Origin of the sequence: Microbacterium schleiferi, from assembly GCF_038150145.1 — a bacterium.
GTDB lineage: Bacteria > Actinomycetota > Actinomycetes > Actinomycetales > Microbacteriaceae > Microbacterium > Microbacterium schleiferi_B.
Map to the genome: position 1 here is coordinate 56728 of NZ_JBBWSA010000001.1, position 18121 is coordinate 74848.

Consider the following 18121-nt stretch of genomic DNA (forward strand, 5'->3'; position numbering starts at 1 on the left):
AGGAGCCGCGAGAAGCCGACGTCCTCGCATAGGGTGGCACCATGGATGCCGCCTCTGATCCACCCGGCGCCGCTGCAACGGGCATTGTCGCGACCGGTCTGCGTCGCTCGTTCGGCAAGGTCGAGGCGGTTCGCGATGTCTCACTGCATGCGCGCGCCGGCGCGGTCACGGGGCTTGTCGGCCCCAACGGGTCGGGCAAGACGACGCTCTTTCTCATGCTCGCCTCGCTGCTCACCCCGGATGCCGGAACGATCCGCATCGGTGACGTCGATCCGATCGAAAGGCCGCACGCGGCCCGTGCCCTGCTGGGATGGATGCCGGACTCGCTCGGCACGTGGGGGGCGCTCTCTGCTCGAGAGACACTCATCGTCACCGGTCGGCTGCACGATCTTCCGAAGGATGCCGCGAGAGCCCGCGCCGACGAGCTTCTCGAACTCGTCGACCTGACCGCGCTCGCCAAAGCTCCTGCTCGCGTGCTCTCGCGTGGACAGAAGCAGCGTCTGGGACTTGCCCGCGCGCTGGTGCACGACCCCCGCGTGCTGCTGCTCGACGAGCCCGCATCAGGGCTCGACCCGGCTGCCCGCGTCGAGCTTCGACACCTGCTGCGCCGATTCGCCGCCGAGGGACGCACCGTGCTGGTGTCCAGCCACGTGCTCGCCGAACTCGAGGAGGTCATCGACGATGCGGTGTTCCTTCTCGAGGGGAGTTCCGTCGATTCGGGCGCAGCGATCGCGGCACGACGCACGCGCGACTGGCGCATCCGACTGCTGGGGCAGCCGACGGATGCCGCAGCATCCGTTGCCGCAGCGCTTGAGTGGCCGATCGAGGCAGTTCGAGTCGACCGTTCCGACGTGCTGATCCCGCTCGCGACAGACGAGGATGCCGCCGGGGCGCTGCGCCGACTCGTCGAGCGCGGCATCCCGCTGACGGAGTTCGCCCCCGCCGTCGGTGATTTGGAACAGACGTTCCTCGACCTGCGCGGGGGTGAGGGAGCATGAGCGGGATGCGCCTGTGGACGCTCGTGCGTCTCGATCTGACCCAGCGGGTGCGCAGTGTCGCCTGGTACGTGATGCTCGGCGTGTTCGCTGCGATCCTCGTCGTGGTGACGGCCCTGTCACTGCTCTCGTTCTCGTACGCCGGAGGCGCTGGCGCCGGCGCCGGTGTCTACTCCGTGGTCGTGTTCGTGGTGCTGCTGTTGGCAGTGCTGGTCTCGCCGACCCTGTCGGGTAACGCGATCAACGGCGACCGGGATGCCGCAAACCTCGCGCCTGTACAGGTGACGCTCGCGACCACGGCTGAGATCGTGCTCGCCAAGTTCCTGGCCGCGTGGCTCACGGGACTCTCGTTCGCCGTGATCGCCGTGCCGTTCATGCTCGTCGCCGCCGTCAGTGGCGGAGTCGACCCGCTCGTCGTGCTGGTCTCTCTCGTGGTGCTGATCGTGGAAATCGCGATCATCGCAGCCATCGGTGTGGGCCTCAGTGGCATCGTCGCCCGACCGTTGTTCTCGGTCGCCGTGACCTACCTGGTGGTGGCGGCCCTCGTCATCGGTACCCCGATAGCGTTCACGCTCGGTGGCGCGGCATTCCGCACCGAGGTCACGCAGTCGTACCGCAGCTACATCTACGACGACGAGACAGGCATGACCTCCAACCCGCCCGAGTGCGGCCCGTGGGAGAGCACCACGTACGAGGTGCCGAGGTTCGACACCGTGTGGTGGATCCTGTCGGCGAACCCGTTCGTCATCCTCGCTGATGCCACGCCGGCGCGCTTCGACGCGAGCGGGTACCCGGAAGACCTGTTCGGGAACTTCTCGTACCTTGTCCGCAGCGCCCAGATCCCGCCGGAGCAGAATGCGGTCTCGTGGGACGACTGCGCCCGCACGCAGCAGTTCCAGAAGACGCCCGAGGTCATCTACAACCAGACGACGCCCAGTTGGTTCGTGGGCCTCGCCGTGCAGCTCGTGCTCGCGGGGGCGCTGCTGTGGTGGGGCGGGGCGCGCACCAGGACGCCGTCGCGCACGCTGCCGCCGGGCACGCGCATCGCCTGACCCGAATTCCCAGTAGCGTGAGGGAATGAGTTCGGCGGTGCGGCGCAGCATCCTCGCTGGTGCCACGGTCGTCGTTCTGCTTGCCCTCGGTGCTGGCGTTGCCGTGGTCGTGACCGACGCCCTCGGCATCCGGACCGAAGCCGCCGCGCAGATGCAGCCGCAGCCGCCGACCGTTGCCCCCGCGGTGGAGGTCGTGGCGCCGCCACAGTTCACGAGCGTCGACGCGCCGACCGGGCCCCGCTACGAGGCTGCGCTCGACGAGCTGTTCGATGCCGTGGCCGATGCACCGAGCAGGGGTGCTGATGCAAACCTGACGGTCAGCGCGGGCGATGACCCTGACGACGAGTCCTATCGCCTCGAAGGGGACGCGGCAGCGCTCACGATCGTGGCGGCGGGGGAGGCCGGTGCGGTTCGGGGCATCTACGACATCGCGGCCCGCATCCGTGCCGGAGAGCCGGCAGCCGCGAACCTGGGCGTCGAGGTGACCTCTCGCCTGCCGTTCCGGATGGTCGACCTCGGGGCTGTCGGCGTTGTTCCGGATGCCGACGCCTGGGCCGACGGGACCGACTACTTCCACGCATCCCGGGCCTTCGAAGATGTGATCCTGCCCGAGGCTCCGTACATCGACGAGCCGGCGCTCGCCGAAGCGTACGACGAGTTCGACGCGTTCCTGCGGCACGTGCTCGCCGACGGATACACGGCCGTGGCCTTTCCGGGATTCGTCGAATACGTCACCTTCGACGGCGTCGATGGTGCCTACGAAGAAGGTGACGAACACACTGGGCGGGTGCTTGCCCTGCGGGAGGCGTTCACGCCGTTCTGGGACCGGGCCGAGGAGCTCGGCATGGACGTGTTCCTGCGTACCGACATGCTCGCGCTGACGACTCCGCTCGAGCAGTACCTGGTGGGCCGATTCGGATCGCTCGACACTGCCAACCCGGAACTCTGGGACGTCTACACGACGGGGCTCGACGAGCTCTACGCCGCGGCTCCGGCGCTGGACGGCATCCTGATCCGCATCGGTGAAGCTGGCGAGGTTTACGACGTCGACGGCTGGGACGTGTCTTCGAAGCTGGCCGTGACCGAGGCGCCCCAGGTGCAGGCGATGCTCTCGGCGTTCACGGAGCAGGCCGAGGCATCCGATCGTGAGGTGATCTTCCGGTCGTGGAGTGTCGGGGTCGGTGCTGTCGGCGACATGCACACGAACGTCGAGTCCTACGACGAGGTGCTGGCCGGGATCGACTCGCCGACGCTGATCGTGTCGACGAAGTACACGCTCGGGGATTTCTATAGCTGGTTGCCTCTCAACGACACCCTCGCGCAGGGGGATCAGCGCCGGATCATCGAGTTTCAGAGCAGGCGGGAGTTCGAGAACTTCGGGGCTTTTCCGAATGATCTCGGCCCCGAGTATCAATACGCGCTGCAGACCCTGCTCGCCGAGAACCCGCACATCGAGGGCGTCTGGGTCTGGACGCAGGATGGCGGACCGTGGCGGGCCGGCCCGATGACCCTGAACCTGAAGACCGGCTTCTGGCAGTTGTATGAGCTGAACACGCAGCTCGCGGGAGTGTTGGCGCGGGATCCGGATGCCGATGTCGCGGCGGTCACCGCCGGATGGGCGCGCGAGTGGTTCAGCGACGACCCCGCTACGGTGTCGGCGATCACGGAAGCGATGGCGCTGTCTCGCGAGGCGATCACCCAGGGTCTGTATATCGAGCCGTTCGCCGAGCAGCGGGTCTTCGCGATCGGGCTCGAGCCGCCGCCGATGATGTGGATCTTCGAGTGGGACATCCTCACCGGTGATTCTGCTGTTCTCGATGTCATCTACGAGGTCTCGCGCGACCAGATCGACGCGGCGATCGCGGGCGGTGAGCGGGCAGCGGCCGCTGTTGATGAGATGCAGGCGTTGGTTTCGGGGACGGATGCTTCCCCCTGGCGTGACCCCGCGATGCGCGAGGCGTTTGTCGGCACTCTCGCGTACGAGGCGGATGTGCTGCACCTGCTCTCGTCGTACCGGGCGATGATCCTGCATCAGGCGCAGTGGCACGACACTCTCGCGGCCGACGCGTATGCCGCGTGGCAGAGCGACAGGGATGCGTTCGTTGCGCTCGCGGCCGAGCACACAGCCACCTACACCGGCGATGTCGACTACCCGGCATATAACCTCACCGCCGCCCAGCTCGGTGTCGAGCGCGCGGACCGTGACCTGGCGATGGCGTGGCTTGCCCGCATCCTGCTGGTGCTCGCGGTGGCGTGGGTCGTCATCGGGATGCTGGCGGCGCGGACGCGACTTGTCGGCCGGCCCGGTGCGGCGGCGGCGCGGGCTGCGTGGCTTGCAGCGACAAGGCCGTGGCGGGCACGAGAATCGACGCTCGGGATGCTGCCGCTTGACCGGTGGTTGCTGATCATCGTGCCGGGCGGTCTGCTCGTGGCGACTCGCGCCGTGCAGACCTCGTTCCTGTCGTGGACCCACCTGGCCGTCGTGCTCGGTGCATGGCTGGTATTCCTCATCGTCGTGCGCCTCTTCGTGCGCGAGCGCTCGCCGTGGCCGGTGATCGCGGCCGTCGGTGGTGTGCTGGTGTTGCGCAGCATCCTGACACTCCTCGCGCTTTCGTTCACGGGTCCAGGCGGATACTGGTTCGTTTTCTGGACCGATCCGCTTCGCCGTTCGATCTACATCACGATCGCGTTCGCGCTGTTCGTGTGGTTGTTCGTCGCGGCCGGGTGGGCTCTGTCGAGCCAGTTCGGGGCCCGGCGCGCGACGGGGATCGTGCTCGCCGGTGTCGGGGCTGGGCTGGCGATTCCCGCTGCGGTGATCGGGTTCGTCGGGCTCGAATCGGCGCTGACCCTGTGGAACGACGAGATGGGCCTGCTGCCGTGGGGTCTCGCGCGGATCCTCGGCATCACGACCTATCTCGACATCCCGCCCGATACGCCGTGGTTCGCGGCGGGCTTCGGCGCTGTGGTCGCGCTGGTCGGCGTGTTCCTGGCACTGACCTGGCGGCGCGATGACGTGACACGCTGACGGCCGGTGGCCGGTGCGATTGCTCACGGGACAGCGCTGTAGCGCGACTCCGGCGTTGCAGGCGTGTTCGATCTTGACGGCGATGGCATGGCCGGCGCGGCAAGTGGGGGCGGTTCCGCGGCGTGCTTTGCAGGCGGTGCGGGCGGGGTTCGCCAGGGTGGACGTTCAGGCGGTGGCGGCGGGTCCCACGCCCAGGCCCACGGAGCTTTCGTTCGGAACTGGCGAGGCGGTGTCTCGGCGCCGTCTGGTGATCGGTGGCCGGGCGGCGGAATGAGGATGAACGGGCCGAGTCCGTCGCGAACGATGCGCCAGCCGTTGTTGTGAAGCTGCATGTGGTGGAACCGACACAGCAGGATGCCGCGATCGATGTCAGTGCGACCGCCAGCTGCGACGTGGTCGATGTGATGTGATTCGCAGTACGCGGCGGGCACTGGGCACCCGATTCCAGCGCAGCCGCCGTCGCGGATGGCGAGCGCGAGTTTCTGCTTCGCGCTGAAGAGGCGCTGCTCGCGTCCGAGATCGAGGGGGTTTCCGCGACCGTCGACCGTCACGTCGATCGAGCCGTGCTGGCACAGGGCGCGGTCGATGATCGCTCCCGGGAGGGGGTCTCCGCCGTCCTCGGCGTGACCTGTGGCGATGAGGCGGCCGAGCGGGTCGCGCGGTCCTGACTGGTCCTTGACGATGACCATCCGCACCCCGGGCTGGCGGACACCAAAGACGTCTGCGGCCTCGGCGACCGCTCCTGCTCGCAGGACATCGACGAGGAGGTCGTACTCGAGCTGTTCGTTGGTGCGCGGGTCATCGATGAGGTTCGCAGCGGCGGCACGTTCGGCATCCGTGACGAAGCGGGGTCCGCCGCGCCGGGGTCGAAGTGCTGCCGCGAACATCGACCGCACGAACAGCGCCATCTCGTCGTCGAACGCGATGTGGCCATGATGCTGGCCGTGCTGGTCGATCCACATCCGAATGGAGCGCTTCTCGTACCGGTTCTGGAATCGGCACGCCGCGCCGGTCGGGTCGAGGATGTCGCGCATCTGCCGTGCCCGGCTTCGCAGTTCCTCGACCGATGCGCCCTCGACTGCCTCGTCGACGAGTGTTTCCGCCGCAACCGCCCACGCGAGAGCGGTCGAGGCCGGGTCGACACCCTCGGCTTCGGGCTCCCCGAGTCCGCCGCGGATCGCATCGTGCTGAGACGGTGTTAGCCGCCCTCGGAGCAGAGCCAGTCGGAGAGGCGCGTGCCATGGTTCGCGCCCCGATGATTTCGCAGTGGCCGGGTCGGTGCCGGGTGACTGGGAATCGTCGCCGCTGCCAGCCGGTTGGGTGGTGTCAGCATCCGTCGGCTCGACCGATCCGTTATCGAGGAGGGCCGCCCCGACACGCAGTTGGCGCAGGGCGTCAGCGCGGCTTCCGCCGGTGATCGACTGGATCAGGGCGGCAGGCGACGCGTGCCCCTGGCCCGCGGCCAGCCCCGAGTGCCCCTGTTCGCGCCGGGACCTCGTGGCGGCGACGCCGGCGATCACCGACTGCAGGCGCTCGGCATCATTGGCGATCGCCGTGACGTGACGGAGCACCTCCAGCACTGACGCGTCGGACAGCGCCGCTGCGCCAGCAGGCAGACCCGTCGGCTCGACATCCAGCTCGGCGAACACAGCGAGCTGATCGAGCCGCTCGCGCATAGCCGTGAGGATGTTCATGTCTTCACTACATCACCAACCTCCGACATTGGCGGGTCAGTCTCCCTCGCGCGAAAATGCCTGTGGACAGGCGTTTGTTTCGCGGATCTGGGGAGGAAGCGACAGGCGAATCGGATGCCGTGCGAGAGGCTACGGGCCGGCATCCGTCGGTCCGCGCGTCCTGAATGACGGGGCCGAAGAGGATCTTCACCGTGCGACGATGGATCGACTGACGTTCGATCGACGCGGGGGCTCATGGACGACGGACAACTGACGCGCGCGGGGATTCTGAACGGCTCCTTCGTCGCGGCATCCATCGCGCTCACCGGATGCGCGGGGCAGGCGGCGGGCCACCTACGCCGACTGTTTCGACCTCAGAGTCTCCATCGACGCCGCCCGCGGGACTCTCGGGCACCGGCCCGACGGGCTTTCCCGGGGTGGAGTTCGCTCTCGAGGCCGGTTCTCGCTCGGTCTCAGTTGAGTTCACGTGCGGCGGTGGGCGCTACACCGTTGAGCTTTCGGACTCGATGATGCTCGGGCAAGCGCCGCTGTCGGGGGAGTGCGCAGAAAGTCCTGTAACGCTGACCCGGCCGATCACTGACCGAACCACCGAAACCCTGAGCGTCATCGTCGACGAGGGCGTCGACTGGACCGCGACTCCGACGTTCTCCGACGAGCAGTTCGGGGCGGACACCGCCCTCGCTGCGGACTGCGAGCAGTTCTCGGTGATCTACAGCGCCTTCACGAACGCGGATTACGGGTACACGTTCTACGGTGAACTGGATGCCGACCAGTGGGCTGCCCGCATCGACGAGGCGTCCGCCGAACTCGAAGCCCTCGCCGGCTCGGCTCAGTCGGAGCTTCGCGAGAACTTCGAACAGCTCGCCCCGCTCGTCTCAGCCCGCACCGACCAGGTCGGAGAGATCCTCGCCCCCGAGATACAGGCGTCCATTTCGGCGATCAGTAACGCTTGCGACGCGAACCAGACACCGCCCATTCTGCGGGGCGAGTTCGGCGGCTAGAGCGGGAGGTCGAGCGGCTGCCTACTCGTGTGAGACCTGCCACTCGATATCCAGTCCGACAAACTCCGATGAGTAGCAGCGTTCGTCGTCACCCGACCACACTGCCTCACCGGGCACCGAGTACTCGATGATCGCCGCCGTGTCATCTACCGCGTAGAGCGCGAACCCGGCTTCAGCGAGACATGCTTCAAACCTCGCGAATCCTTCTCGGTACTCATCTTCGGTCACGACACCGTCGGCAAGTGCTTGGCTCTGTTCTGTCGATACCGGCGAGACCGTCGGAGTGAACCAGGCGGCCGCACGGGAGTCTCGCACCGTAGGGCGAGGGCAAGTTGTGTCGCGCCTTCCGGTCTTTCGCCGAGCTGACCGCGTGTGGTTGTACGCGATGCTCGTCGCCGTCCTCAGTAACCAGGGCAGTACGGAGCCGTCGACGAAACGCACCCGCGACCGCCGTCGCCACGCCTCGAGAAAGACGACGGCAACAACATCCTCGGCATCCTCGGGATTGGGAACGAGCCCGTGCGCGTGGCGACGCACGCGTGAGCGGTGTCGATCAAAGATGACGCCGAATGAGTCGCCGTCACCGACGATCACGCGTCTCCACAGCGTCTGGTCGGTCGGCTCCACAGTCACATCATGGAATGTCCGCGAGTGCGTCCATCGTTGCATCCGGTGCCGCGTGCAGATCAGCTCTGTGACGGATGCCGCGACTCAGCCGACTTCTGCCCGGAAGAATTCGTCGGCGATCGCCCGTGACTCCGCAACGTCGCGGGTCGGTGTCATCGTCTCGAATCGCTCAGATTCGTCGAGCTGCTCCGTGACGAACCGCTGCAGGATCTCCGGTGGGTCACCCGAGCCCAGCTCCCGCGTTTGCGCCTTCAGTGCGATGAGATCTCTCGCAGCATCCCGGATGCCGGCATTGACGTCGCCCTCCGAGAGCAGTGTGGGCAGATCCATGGGTGGCGCCGCCTCGTCGGGGTGGACGGCGAGCCACCGCAACGCTGCCGCGGGGCGGAGAACGTAGAAGAAGCGCTTCAGCGATGGCTCGCCCGAGCGCTGCTGAAGCGCGACGTGGCGATAGTGGCGTCTGATGCTGGAGCGTTCGGCGGTTGCCAGGGCCAGTGTCAACAGTCGATCGCGGAAGCCGGGATCGCCGGAGTAGATGATCGGAGACCGCAGCCACTCGATCGCGGTGGCATTGCCCTTCGTGATCAGCCGCACGGTCTTCGCCAGATCCCAGCCGTTCACGTCGAAAACCGCATCCAGAGGCGTCTCGATGACATCCCGCTCGGGCCACAGCGAGAGGTAGCGGTCCCGGGACCGCACGAAAATGAAGCGACAGTCGTAGTCGCTATCGGGCGACGGGAAGCCCCACGCGCGGCTGCCGCTCTCGATCGCCCACGGGATGCGCACACCGTGATCGGATGCGACGGCTGTCAGGCGATCGTCGATCTCGGAGACGACGGTCGGATCGAGGCTCGGCGGGATTGCGCGCACGGCTCGACCCTACGTGTCAGTGAGCCTGCCTTGACGCGACGACGGGAGTCGAACCCGCTGCGCGACCGGGTATGAACCGGTGCCCGGAACCATCCGGTCCGCCGCGATAGGGCTCAACGCTAGCCGCGACCCCTGACGTGCGGCTGCTCTGTTTCTGACCGTGACGTCACATGTCGTCATCCGTCTCGCGGGTGGCGAGCAGATGCTGGTGTGCGAGCCGGCGCAGGGCCAGGATGGCGGGTTCGTACATCGCGGTGCCGAGCACGGCGTACGAGACCTGCTCGCTCTCGCTGAGCTCTGCCAGCGGCGCGAGCTCGGCCGCCGCGATCTGCAGCAGCGGTCCGGCGTAGCGGGCGGCGGTCTCGGCATCCCAGGCAAGGCCCGCAGCCTCGATGCCGCGGATCGCCGCCTCGAGCTGTGCAACGGCGGCGAAACGCTCGTCGTACGTCAGACCCAGCAGTGCGATGGTCTCGCGGGCACGGTCGGTGCTCGTCTCGTCGGCGTACGGCGGCAAGGCACTCACGGCCCTTCCGAGCGTCGCGTACGGCGTCTCGTCGGGCTCATCGATGAGGGCCAGAATCTCCTTCACCCGCGCGAGCGGCAGCGCCCGAACGTCACTGAGTGCCTGGATGACGCGCAGGCGGGCCAGGTGCTCGTCGCCATACTCGGCACGGGTTGCCGACGTCGCGGCGCCGCGCGGCAGCATCCCTTCGCGGATGTAGAACTTGATCGAGGCGACGGGGATGCCGCTTCGCTCGGAGAGTTCGGAGATGCGCACGATGCTCCTTGCTTGGATAGTGACACTATCTTATATTGGGTAGCGGCACTATCCAATACGCGCCGGCGGCGCGGAGAGTCGAAGCGGAGCATCCATGTCCCCGATCCTGTCTATCGTCGTCGGCGCCACCCTGCTGACGGTCATCACCATCGCCTATGGCGGCACGTTCGTGCTGCGCGCCACGACCGGAGGCTACCCGTTCAACGGACTACAGAAGACGTTCTTCCGGGCAGGTCACGCGCACGCCGGGGTGCTCGTCATCCTCGGGATCGTGTGTGCGCTCGCACAGGCATCCGCAGGAGTTGCGGGAGGGTGGGAGTGGGGAGCGGTCGGCGTTCTCGCCTCGGCGATCCTGGTTCCGGCGGGGTTCTTCCTGTCGGTGATCGGTCGCGATCCGCAGAAGCCCGGGCGGGCGATGGCGCTGCTGTGGACCGGCGTCGTCGTGCTCGCATTCTCGCTCGCGGTGGTCGGAGCATCCGTCATCGCTGCCGGTGTCGCGGCGCTCGGCTGAACTCCCGAGGTCAGCGGGCCACGGAGTCGGCGGCCCGGTCGAACTGACCGCCGCGCCGCTTCTCGACGATCTCTTTGCCCAGCGGCATGAGCGAGACAGGAACGAGCTTGAAGTTCGCGATCCCGAGCGGGATGCCGATGATCGTGATGCACAGCGCGAGGCCCGAGAGGATGTGCCCGATCGCGAGCCACCAGCCGGCGAGGATGACCCACACGACGTTTCCGAGGAACGAGAACACTCCCGAACGCGGGTGATCGACGACCTCGCGCCCGAAGGGCCAGAGCGTGTACACCCCGATCCGGAATGACGCGATACCCCACGGGATCGTGACGATGAGGACGCACAGGATGACGCCCGCCAGCATGTAGCCGAGGAACAGCCAGAACCCCGACAGGACGAGCCAGATGATGTTCAGGAGGGTTCGCATGGCATCCATTCTGGGCGGTGCTCCTGTGCATGAGGTGGGACCCGGCAGAGGGGTCCGACCTGGAGCGGGGGCGCTACGAGTTGACGGCCTGGGCGTCCGCCCGCCGCCTGCTCTGAGGCTGCAACCGTTCCTCGAGAATCCGATCGGGCGCCGAATCGCACGGCTCCCGTTCGGATTCTCGGCGCTGGATCGGATTATCGATCGATGACGCCACCGGGTCAGCGCACGAGGCGCTCGCCGGCGCGAACCGGTACGGTCCAGCGGTTGGTGGGCGGTGGAAAGACGCACACGTAGGCATCTGAGAACGCGCATGGCGGCAGGTAGGCGCGGTTCAGGTCAACGGTGACCGATCCGTCCGGCTCCGGTGCCGGCATTCGGAGGAACCGGAATCGGTAGCTGTCGTTCCCGCTCGTGGCGTCGGAGAACGCAGCGAACAGGGAGCCGTCATCGAGCAGCTGCACGCACAGCGAAACATCTCCTTCCGGAAGCACCAGCTCGATGACACCCTCGAAATCATCGGTACTTCGATATCCGTCGACGGCCTCGGTGGGCACGTCGCGGTGGGGTGTGGGTTCCAGTCGGGCGACGACTCGCATCAGGTCATCGACCGGCCAACGTTCGATTCGTGAGATCCCTCGCGTCGCGGGTGCAGCCGGGTCGTACACGCGCACGGCAACCGCGCCGTCACGTTCGAAGCCGCGAAGCTCGAGGCCTCCGGATTCCCAGCGCTCGCCGGGGGCGAGGCTGACCAGTCCTGACGGGAGTGAGCCGATGGCCCGTCCGTCCGCTGCGTGCCAGGTGCCGGGAACGCTATCGAAGGAGCGAGGAGTCGGGTCGAGCCAGTGTGTGGCAGAGAGGGTCGCGATTCCGCCGGGCGACCAGACCACGGCGTCGCGGTGCGCACGCCAGTGCTCGGTTGTTGTCATGGTCTGCCTTCCGTCTCGGGGGAGTTCACCACAGCACCATCGTGGCGGGCATAAGCCGTAAGAAACATATTGTTACACCATCGAAACGTAGTGATAGATAGCATCTCGCTATGGATCAACGAGGTGACATCGACATCGACGCGCTCACCCGTGCGCTCGATGTCCACTCCCTGCGCATCCTCGTCGCGATCGATCAGACGGGTTCGATCAGTGCAGCGGCACGATCCCTCGGCTATTCGCAGCCGACGATCACGCAGCACGTGCAGCGGCTCGAGGCTCGCCTCGGGGTCGCACTCGTTGTCCGCACCGCGCGCGCTGCGCGCCTGACCCCGACCGGTGCGCTGCTTGCTCAGCACGCGCCCCGGATCGACGCGAGCCTGACGGCGGCAGCTACGGAGCTGGCGAGGATGCTGGGGCGTCGAGCTGATCTCGTCCGGATCGCAGCCTCCGCCGACGCGGTAGCCACGGTCGTCGCGCCGGCCCTCGGACGCCTCGCCGCGCAGCAGCCCGAGATCGATGCTTCGTTCGTGGAGGCATCCGATAATGCGGCTGCCCTCGCTCTGGTGCAGGACGGCCGCGCTGACATCGCGGTGACCCTCACTCTTGCCGTCAGCGGCGAGCGCCACGCGATCACCAGGCGCAGCGGTATGCGCTCGACGTTCCTGTTCGCCGAAGAGATCGTCGCGGTGAGCACCGCGGACCTGGCTCCCGTCGGTGGGCGCATCGATCCCGCGCTGCTGGCCGACGAGATGTGGATTCGCGGCGACGGATCGCCGGGTGACCTGCTCGGCGGGCGACTCGAGCGTCCGCGGGCCGGAGACGACATGCAGGTCTCGAATGCTGCGGCAGCTGTCGCTCTCGCCCGCCACCGCGTCGGCACGACCTTCGTTGCCGAAAGTGCGCTGGCGGGCATCGATCTTCCCGATGGCGTGCGGGTGTGGGGGCTGGCTCCGGCAGTCACCCGCCGCGCAGCCGCGACGGTCCTCGTCGAGGCTGCGACGATCCCCGCCGTCGAGGCCGCGCTTCGTGTGCTCGCCTCGCTTCGCCCGTCGCCCGTCGATGTCGAGGTCATTCTCGATGCGAGGCGCCGCAGCGCAAGCCATCGTGCCCGATTCAGTTCGTCACGCACGACCTACCCCACCCGAACCGCACCCACAGAGGAGAGTCCCATGCCCTTCCCGTCCACCGCCCGTCTCGCCCAGGCGGGCGCCGTCGTCGCTGCGGGAGCACTTCTGCTCACCGCGTGCAGCGGCGACCCGGCGCCGTCGGCGAGCACTGCCCTGGCCGACAGTGGCGAGCAGATCGACAGCATCACCGTGGCCCTGCCCGGTTCGCTCTCCAACCTCTACGTCGGGCAGGAGTCCGGCATCCTGAACTACTACATCGCCTCGATCGCGCAGGAAGGTCTCGTCGCGATCGACGCTGACGGTGCCATCCAGCCGGCCCTCGCCGAATCGTGGTCGCAGCCGGACGACGTCACCTACGTCTACGAGCTTCGCGATGACGCGATGTTCCAGGACGGCACCCCGGTCACCGCCGACGACGTCGTCTTCAGCCTCAACGAGGCTCGCGACGAGACCACCTCGCCCGGCCTCGCCTATTACATGACCAACGTCGAGTCGGTCGAGAAGACCGGCGACAGCGAGGTGACTGTCACCCTCACCGAGCCGGATGCCGCGTTCGCCAAGAACATGAGCACCGGTGGCGCCGCTTTCATCACGTCGAAGGCGTTCTGGGAGGCAAACGACGGAAACGTCGGGACGGCATCCTCGCTGCTGATGGGAACCGGCCCGTACAAGGTCACCGAGTTCGCACCCGACTCTCACGTCACCTTCGAGCGCACCGACACGTGGTGGGGCGAAGAGCCCAAGGTCAAGAGCATCACGGTCAACTTCATTCCTGACGAGTCGACAAGGCTCCTCGCGGCGCAGTCTGGTGACATCGACGTAGCGTTCAACGTGCCGCTGGCCCAGTCCACGCAGTGGGAGAACCTCGACACGATGCGCGTCGACTACATCAATGACCTGTCGTACGTCGGGCTCTACTTCAACACGTCGGTCGCCCCGTTCGATGACCCCAAGGTGCGCGAGGCCATCGCACACGCCGTCGACCGCGACGCCTACGTCGACAAGCTGCTGCGCGGGCACGGTGAAGCTGCCACCGCGATCATGACCCCCGAGTCGCTCGCTGCCGTGTACTCCCCGGATGTCGCCCGCGAGAAGCTCGCCGAGATCCCGCAGTGGGACTACGACCTGGATGCTGCCAAGGCGGCACTCGCAGAGTCGGGCTACCCCGACGGGTTTGAGACCGAGATCCTCACCCCGAACACCGGCCCGCAGCTTGGCACTGCGGCGCAGGCGCTGTCGCAGAACCTCGCCGAGATCGGCATCACGCTGAACGTTCGCGAAGTGCCGATCGAGGAGTGGCTTGCGAGCCTGGATGCCTCCAGCGACTACGGCCTGAACATGATGTGGTACTTCTCGACGCTCGGCGACCCCGCCGAGATCCCCAGCTACCTGCTGGGCGCCGGCAACCCCGCCGCGTACGACAACCCCGAGATCATGTCGCTCCTGTCGGAGGTGGGCGCAGAATCCGACCGCAGCGCCCGCATTGACCTGCTCATCGAGGCCGAAACGCTGCAGGCCGAGGATGCCGTGAACATCCCGCTCTGGTGGGGTCAGTCCGCCACCGCGTTCGCCAACGACCTCGGGATGAACGACTACAGCTCGTTTGCGTTCATCTCGTCGTGGCCGACGCAGCTCTACCGCGCGGCGCAGTAACACCGACCGAACCACCACTGTGACAACAGGTTCACCCCTCCGGGCACGCGCCCCGCGATCACGGCCGCTTGGCCGCATGCTCGCGGTGCGCGTGCTCGGCATGCTCGGCGTGCTGCTGGTTCTCTCCTTCATCGTCTTCTCGCTGATGTATTTGGCGCCGGGCGACATCGTGAAGAACCTGCTCGGCAACCGGCCGTCCTCACCGGATGCGGTGGCAGCCATCCGCGCCCAGTACCACCTCGATGACCCGTTCCTCGTGCAGTACGTGCGCTGGCTCGGCGGTTTCGTCACCGGGGACCTCGGCGAGTCGATCCGGTTGCAGACGTCCGTTGCCGACGCGATCTCCTCCCGCGTCGGGCTCACCGCGGCACTCTGCGGGATCGCGTTCGTCATCGCGCTCGTGGTGGCCATCCCGCTCGGGGTGCGCAGCGCCGTGCGGGCAGGCGGGGCATCCGACCGCACAGCCAGCGCCCTCGCGGTCGTCGGACTCAGCGCACCCACGTTCGCCGTCGGTCTGCTGCTCCTCTACGTCTTCGCTTACTACCTTCCGGTCTTCCCGGTCTACGGGGCAGGCTCGGGCGGGCTCGACACACTCTGGCACCTCGTGCTCCCCGCGATCACCCTCGCCCTGGGCCTCGGCGCCATCATCCTGAAACTGACGCGCACCGCGATGCTCCGAGAACTCGAGGCCGACTATGTCACCTCAGCGCGCGCTCGCGGCCTGTCGGAGCGCAGCGTCCAGCGCATCGCGCTGCGCAACGCGGCGATCCCGATCGTGACCGGCGCGAGCCTGGTGCTGACCTTCCTGGTCGGCGGAACGGTGCTGGCCGAGACAACCTTCGCGCTGCCGGGCCTGGGCACCCTGCTGCAGGACTCCGTGCTGTTCAAGGACATCGCCGTCGTACAGTCGCTCACACTCCTGGTCGCGATCGTCATCGCGGTGATCGCGCTCCTGGCCGACATCGCCTACATCCTGCTCGACCCGCGGGTACGCGAACGGGGGGCGTCCGCATGACCGCGGCCATCGAACTCATGACATCGCCGACCCGCCGGCGCAGGCGGATGCCGATTCTCATCATCCTGTCGGTGGGCCTCATTGCTCTCGTCGTGCTGGCGGCCGTCCTCGGCCCGCTGCTGTTCCCCGATGCGATGCGTCAAGACATCCTCTCCGCGCTCCTGGCGCCGGGCCAGGACGGGCATCTCCTCGGCACCGACGAGCTCGGCCGCGACGTGTTCGCCATGACGGTCGCGGGCACCGCGTCGGCCCTGGTCGGACCGGTGTGTGTCGCGCTCGGATCGATGTTGCTGGGCATCCTGCTCGGCACGCTCGCGGGTTACGAACGCGGCTGGCTCGACTTCTTCATCAGCCGCTGGACCGACCTGCTGCTGGCACTTCCGGTGCTGCTGGCCGCGATCGTCGTCGCCGGTGTGTTCGGGGGCGGGTACTGGGTCACGGTGGTGTTGCTGATCGCGCTGTTCTCGCCCTCCGACATCCGGATCGTGCGTGCCGGCGTGCTCGAGCAGTCGGCCCGGCCCTACATCGAAGCGGCCCAGATGCTCTCACTCTCACGGTGGCGCGTGATGTTCCGCCACATCCTGCCGAACGTGTCGACCCTGGTGATCACGAACGCGATGCTCAACGTCGCCTTCGCGATCGTCGCGTTCTCGTCGCTGTCGTTCCTCGGCGTCGGCGTCCCGCCCGGGACGGCCGACTGGGGCCGGCAGCTCACCGACAACCGGGCGATCATGTTCGACAATCCCGCGGCCGTCCTCGTGCCTGCGGCGTTGATCATCCTCGTCGCGTGCGCCGTGAACCTCGTCGGTGACTGGGTCGGGCAGCGCCTCTCGCAGGTAGGAGAAGAGGCATGACCGGCGTGCAGATTCTGGGGCTCACGGTGCGCGGACCACAGGGCGTCATGGTCGAACCGTTCGACGCGACCATCGCTGCGGGCCGGACCCTGGCCATCATCGGAGAGTCCGGATCGGGCAAGACCCTCAGCGCGAAGAGTCTCATCGGCCTCCTGCCCCGTGGCTTCCGCGCCGCGGGAACGGCCGTCGTCGGTGACACCACGCTAGCCCTGGATGCCGCACCCGCCGCATGGACGTCGGTGCGCGGCTCCACCGTCGCGCTGCTGTTGCAGGACCCGTTCACGAGCCTCTCACCGGTGCACCGGTGCGGCGATCAGATCGCGTGGACGCTGCGGGCCGCATCCGACCGGCGGATCGCGGCATCCGAACTCACCCGCGAGGTCGCCGCGCGGCTGGCTGAGGTGAAGCTTCCCGAACGCGTCGCGCGGGCCTTCCCGCATCAGCTCTCGGGTGGGATGCGGCAGCGGGTCGCTATCGCGGCAGCGCTCGCCGCCGATCCGAAACTCCTCATCGCCGATGAGCCGACCACGGCCCTCGACGCCTCGAACCAAGCGGAGATCCTCGACCTCCTGCGTGCGGTCCAGGCACGTCGAGACCTGTCGGTGATTCTCATCTCGCACGACCTCGGTCTCGTGCGCGGCCGCACCGACGATGTGCTCGTGATGCAGCATGGCGTCATCGTCGAGCGTGGCGCGACCGGTGACGTGCTGTCTGCTCCGAAGCATCCGTACACTCGCGCGCTCATCGACGCGGACCCCGTCCTCGCCCCGCCGCGTGAAGCTCCGGCACCTGCCGTCGAGGAGACTCCGACCCTCGTGCAGGCAACGGGCGTGACGAAGCACTTCGGGCAGCGCACCGTGCTGGATGGTGTCGACCTGCGCATCGGCGAAGGCGAAATCGTCGGCGTGGTCGGAGAGTCCGGGTCGGGCAAGTCGACGCTCGCTCGCTGCATCGCGGGGCTCGAGCGCGAAGACGGCGGAGTCATCTCCTTTGGCGGCACAGACCTAACCCCAGGACGCCGCTCGCGCACACCCGCGCAGATGCAGATCGTGTTCCAAGACCCGTACTCGTCGCTGAACCCCATGATGTCGATCGGGTCGATCCTTCGAGAGGCGCTCGCGGTCGCACACCGCCCGGCATCCGATGTCGCCGTGCTGCTCGAGACCGTCGGGCTTCCCACCGACTTCGCCGGCAAGCGACCGGCCGAGCTGTCGGGCGGCCAGCGGCAACGCGTCGCCATCGCGCGCGCCCTGGCGCCGAGGCCGAGGCTGCTCATTTGCGACGAGTCGGTCTCAGCGCTCGATGTCTCGGTGCAAGCCCAGATCCTGACGCTGTTGACGGCGCTCCGCGACGACCTCGGCATTTCGCTGCTGTTCATCTCGCACGACCTGGCAGTCGTGCGACTGCTCGCCGACTCGGTCACTGTGCTCTGGGACGGCCGCGTGATCGAGAGCGGACCGTGCGAACAGGTGCTCACCGAGCCTCGCCACGAATACACCCGGATGCTGGTTGCTGCCGCGCACCGCGAAAACACGTCGGTGCGTACCGGCGAGAGAGAAGACTGAC

At 67.5% G+C, this 18121-nt stretch carries 15 protein-coding genes and 1 tRNA gene; 9 read left to right on the forward strand and 7 right to left on the reverse strand.

Features of this window, described 5'->3' with window-relative positions:
• Positions 1 to 41: 41 nt before the first annotated feature.
• Genes AADH62_RS00260 through AADH62_RS00270 form a run of 3 tightly spaced genes read left to right on the forward strand, consistent with a single transcriptional unit; the run spans position 42 to position 5072 of the window.
• On the forward strand, positions 42 to 998 hold the full coding sequence (locus tag AADH62_RS00260) for an ABC transporter ATP-binding protein (RefSeq protein ID WP_292709911.1): 957 nt from the start codon (positions 42 to 44) through the stop codon (positions 996 to 998).
• Positions 995 to 2047 carry an ABC transporter permease gene (locus AADH62_RS00265; protein ID WP_341577752.1) on the forward strand — a complete coding sequence of 351 codons (1053 nt, stop codon included), beginning with the start codon at positions 995 to 997 and terminating at the stop codon, positions 2045 to 2047. The genes AADH62_RS00260 and AADH62_RS00265 overlap by 4 nt, the downstream gene beginning before the upstream one ends.
• A 25-nt stretch (positions 2048 to 2072) precedes the next feature.
• Positions 2073 to 5072: a hypothetical protein gene (locus AADH62_RS00270; protein ID WP_341577753.1), complete on the forward strand. Its 3000-nt coding sequence runs from the start codon at positions 2073 to 2075 to the stop codon at positions 5070 to 5072.
• 23 nt (positions 5073 to 5095) lie between these two features.
• On the opposite strand, the gene AADH62_RS00275 is transcribed toward AADH62_RS00270, so the two are convergent.
• Complete coding sequence (locus AADH62_RS00275; RefSeq protein WP_341577754.1) at positions 5096 to 6766, reverse strand: HNH endonuclease; 1671 nt, start codon at positions 6764 to 6766, stop codon at positions 5096 to 5098.
• Positions 6767 to 7182: 416 nt separating this feature from the next.
• Here AADH62_RS00275 and AADH62_RS00280 point away from each other — a divergent pair, with 416 nt between their 5' ends.
• Entirely contained in the window at positions 7183 to 7767 is a 585-nt protein-coding gene (locus AADH62_RS00280; protein WP_341577755.1) for a hypothetical protein, read from the forward strand.
• A 21-nt stretch (positions 7768 to 7788) separates the two neighbouring features.
• On the opposite strand, the gene AADH62_RS00285 is transcribed toward AADH62_RS00280, so the two are convergent.
• The 4 genes from AADH62_RS00285 to AADH62_RS00300 form a co-directional block, all read right to left on the reverse strand.
• A complete protein-coding gene (locus AADH62_RS00285) occupies positions 7789 to 8394 on the reverse strand; it encodes an RNA polymerase sigma factor (protein WP_341577756.1) in 606 nt (201 codons plus the stop codon).
• 84 nt (positions 8395 to 8478) lie between these two features.
• The gene (locus AADH62_RS00290; RefSeq protein ID WP_341577757.1) at positions 8479 to 9264 is read right to left on the reverse strand and encodes a nucleotidyltransferase domain-containing protein; all 786 of its coding nucleotides are present in this window, start codon (positions 9262 to 9264) and stop codon (positions 8479 to 8481) included.
• A 33-nt stretch (positions 9265 to 9297) separates the two neighbouring features.
• A tRNA-Met gene (locus AADH62_RS00295) sits at positions 9298 to 9370 on the reverse strand.
• A 60-nt stretch (positions 9371 to 9430) separates the two neighbouring features.
• The gene (locus tag AADH62_RS00300) at positions 9431 to 10042 is read right to left on the reverse strand and encodes a MerR family transcriptional regulator (protein ID WP_341577758.1); all 612 of its coding nucleotides are present in this window, start codon (positions 10040 to 10042) and stop codon (positions 9431 to 9433) included.
• Positions 10043 to 10136: 94 nt separating this feature from the next.
• Here AADH62_RS00300 and AADH62_RS00305 point away from each other — a divergent pair, with 94 nt between their 5' ends.
• The gene (locus tag AADH62_RS00305; protein WP_228179106.1) at positions 10137 to 10553 is read left to right on the forward strand and encodes a hypothetical protein; all 417 of its coding nucleotides are present in this window, start codon (positions 10137 to 10139) and stop codon (positions 10551 to 10553) included.
• A 10-nt stretch (positions 10554 to 10563) separates the two neighbouring features.
• Here AADH62_RS00305 and AADH62_RS00310 read toward each other — a convergent pair whose 3' ends face one another.
• Positions 10564 to 10980, reverse strand: coding sequence for a YccF domain-containing protein (locus AADH62_RS00310; protein WP_228179107.1), 417 nt, complete (start codon positions 10978 to 10980; stop codon positions 10564 to 10566).
• A 218-nt stretch (positions 10981 to 11198) separates the two neighbouring features.
• On the reverse strand, positions 11199 to 11906 hold the full coding sequence (locus AADH62_RS00315) for a DUF1684 domain-containing protein (protein ID WP_341577759.1): 708 nt from the start codon (positions 11904 to 11906) through the stop codon (positions 11199 to 11201).
• Positions 11907 to 12016: 110 nt separating this feature from the next.
• Between AADH62_RS00315 and AADH62_RS00320 the strand changes: the two genes are divergently transcribed.
• The 4 genes from AADH62_RS00320 to AADH62_RS00335 all read left to right on the forward strand — a co-directional run bounded on the left by AADH62_RS00320 (position 12017) and on the right by AADH62_RS00335 (position 18120).
• Positions 12017 to 14686, forward strand: a complete 2670-nt coding sequence (locus AADH62_RS00320; protein WP_341577760.1) for an ABC transporter substrate-binding protein — start codon at positions 12017 to 12019, stop codon at positions 14684 to 14686.
• 76 nt (positions 14687 to 14762) lie between these two features.
• Entirely contained in the window at positions 14763 to 15701 is a 939-nt protein-coding gene (locus AADH62_RS00325; RefSeq protein ID WP_341577761.1) for an ABC transporter permease, read from the forward strand.
• Positions 15698 to 16555: an ABC transporter permease gene (locus tag AADH62_RS00330; RefSeq protein WP_341577762.1), complete on the forward strand. Its 858-nt coding sequence runs from the start codon at positions 15698 to 15700 to the stop codon at positions 16553 to 16555. Before AADH62_RS00325 ends, AADH62_RS00330 begins: the two co-directional genes overlap by 4 nt.
• Positions 16552 to 18120 (forward strand): ABC transporter ATP-binding protein, encoded by a 1569-nt coding sequence (locus AADH62_RS00335; protein WP_341577763.1) that lies wholly within the window; start codon positions 16552 to 16554, stop codon positions 18118 to 18120. Before AADH62_RS00330 ends, AADH62_RS00335 begins: the two co-directional genes overlap by 4 nt.
• The last annotated feature ends 1 nt before the right edge of the window (position 18121 follow it).